The following is a 2,429-nucleotide window of genomic DNA, read 5'->3' on the forward strand; positions in this document are numbered from 1 at the left end:
GCACTGAACGGTGACAGGGACGCCGGTCAGTCCGCGACCGCGATGACCGTCACGGAACCGGGTGCGACCTCGGTGAAACCGGCGTCCCGGACCGCGGCGATCCGGCCGGCTCCACCCGAGAAGGCACGGGCCCGCAACTCCCGCCAGCGTTCCGGGTCCGCGTCACGGACCGCGCAGCGGTAGTCGTTCACGGCCCACGCCATGGCGGCGTCCTCGTCGAGGACACCGGCCAGCAGCATCGCGGCGTGCCCGACCTGCGCGGCCGCCTTGCCCACGGTCATGTCGAGCGCGGCGTCGATCCACAACACCGGAACGCCGGGCGCAGGCTCGGCCGGGTCGTCGTGCGGCAGATCCGTACCACCGATCTGTAACCGTGAGATCCGCGGGTCCAGATCCCCCACCGGTCCCGGCACGAGGGCGCGGGCCTGCGCGCCGTCGTGGTCGACGGTGATTCCGGCGACGTCCTGCGCGGCGAGCCATTGTGCCCCTCGGGCACGCCGGCTGACCTTCCGGATCCGCGCGTCGTTCCACGCGAGATAGGTGTCCTGCCACGGCCCCGGATGCCCGTCGGCATCCGGCCCGACCCGCGGGTCCAGGCACAGGGCGATCGTCGCGGTCGCCGCGGCCTCGAGCAGTGCGCTGCGTCCCGGCGGATCCTGTTTCGGGATGTGCAGCACGATCGGCATCGCGAGGACTGCGGACGGGTCGTCGGGGTCCGGTCGATGCCCGTAGCCGCGGGTGAGCACCCGATGGCGCCCACCGAACCGGGGGTCGGGCTCAGGCACCGCTGTCGAGGGGGACGCGACGCAGCATCCCGTCCACCCGGTCGGCGGCCTCGATCTCGTCGCGGGTGACCCCGAGGACGAACAGCACGGCGTCGAGGTAGGGGTAGGACAGTGCGGTATCGGCGACCTCCCGCAACGCGGGTTTGGCGTTGAACGCGATACCGAGCCCTGCGGCGCTGAGCATGTCGATGTCGTTCGCGCCGTCACCGACCGCGACGGTCTGCTCGATCGGCACACCCACCTCGTCGGCGAACTCACGCAGCGCGCGGGCCTTGGCGGCGCGGTCGACGACGTCGCCGACGACCCGGCCGGTGAGCTTTCCGTCGACGATCTCGAGGGTGTTGGCGCGCACGAAGTCGAGTTCCAGTTCGTGGGCCAGTCCCTCGATTACCTGACGGAACCCACCGGAGACGACACCGCAGCGGAAACCGAGACGACGCAGCGTGCGGATCGTGGTGCGGGCGCCCGGCGTGAGTTCCAGGGTCTCGGCGACCTCGTCGATGACGGTCGCCGGCAGGCCCGCCAATGTCGCGACGCGCTGATTCAACGATTCGGTGAAGTCGATCTCGCCGCGCATCGCGGCTTCGGTGACGGCCCGAACCTTGTCCTCGACACCCGCGTGGGCGGCGAGCATCTCGATGACCTCACCCTGCACGAGGGTCGAGTCGACGTCGAACACGATCAGACGCTTGGAACGCCGGGCCAGCCCGCCGCGCTCGACGGCGATGTCGATCTCGAGTCCCGCGGCGACCTCGGCGAGGCCGGCCCGCAGCCGTGCGTCGGCATCGGCCCCGGCATCCACAGCCGACACCATGAGTTCGAGGCCGGTCAGCGGGTAGTCGGCGACACCGCGGATGGAGTCGATGTTGGCACCGAGGCGGGCCAGTTCCCGGCCGACCGACCGCATCGCGCGGGCTCTGACGGGACTGCCCAGCACGACGACAGCGTGGGTCGAGATCGAATGCTCACGACCGCGTTCGACGCCGGGCTGCACGTCGGCGTGCATGCCGACGGTCGCCATCGCGGCCTCGACCTCGTCCTGCAGCGCCTCGGGGTCGTTCGGACACTCGACCAGGACACCGAGGGTCAGTCGGCCTCGGATGACGACCTGCTCGACGTCCAGCAGATCCACTTCGTGGCGAGAGAGCGCCGCGAAGAGCACACCGGTCACGCCGGGATGGTCCGGTCCTGTCACTGTCACCAGCACGGTGGTGTCAGACGCCACTACGTCTCCGATCCTTCGTTCTCACAGGCACGGGCCTGTTCATTCTGCCAAGCGGAACAGCAACCGCCGGGGTCGGGGTGGTGCACCCGGTCATGCACGAGGCCCCGCCCGATACATCGGGCGGGGCCTCGTGGTCACCGTGTGCGATGCGGTTCGGTGAACCGCGTTACCTCAGGCTTCCTTGTCTGTACCCTCGTGCACGGCCACGTTGTGCTTGTGGCTGCCCGGGCCGACGTGGGCTTCGGCCCGCATCCGCTCGACCATGTGCGGGTAGTGCAGTTCGAACGCGGGGCGCTCCGAACGGATACGCGGCAGTTCGGTGAAGTTGTGCCGCGGCGGCGGGCACGACGTGGCCCATTCCAGGGAATTCCCGTAACCCCACGGATCGTCGACCGTGACGACCTGCCCGTACCGGTAAC

Annotated in this window: 2 protein-coding genes and 1 pseudogene; all 3 read right to left on the bottom strand. The window is 70.0% G+C overall.

The features are described 5' to 3' along the window. Nucleotides 1–26: 26 nt before the first annotated feature. Complete coding sequence (locus WAX14_RS09995; protein WP_422627928.1) at nucleotides 27–785, bottom strand: peptidyl-tRNA hydrolase; 759 nt, start codon at nucleotides 783–785, stop codon at nucleotides 27–29. Then, nucleotides 778–2,010 carry a phosphoserine phosphatase SerB gene (serB, locus tag WAX14_RS10000; protein WP_422627929.1) on the bottom strand — a complete coding sequence of 411 codons (1,233 nt, stop codon included), beginning with the start codon at nucleotides 2,008–2,010 and terminating at the stop codon, nucleotides 778–780. The genes WAX14_RS09995 and serB overlap by 8 nt, the downstream gene beginning before the upstream one ends. Before the next feature lie 171 nt (nucleotides 2,011–2,181). Continuing rightward, nucleotides 2,182–2,429 (bottom strand): annotated as a pseudogene (locus WAX14_RS10005) (cytochrome ubiquinol oxidase subunit I); the annotation flags it as partial.

Source organism: Rhodococcus sp. (in: high G+C Gram-positive bacteria) (genome assembly GCF_049299235.1).
Lineage (GTDB): Bacteria > Actinomycetota > Actinomycetes > Mycobacteriales > Mycobacteriaceae > Rhodococcus.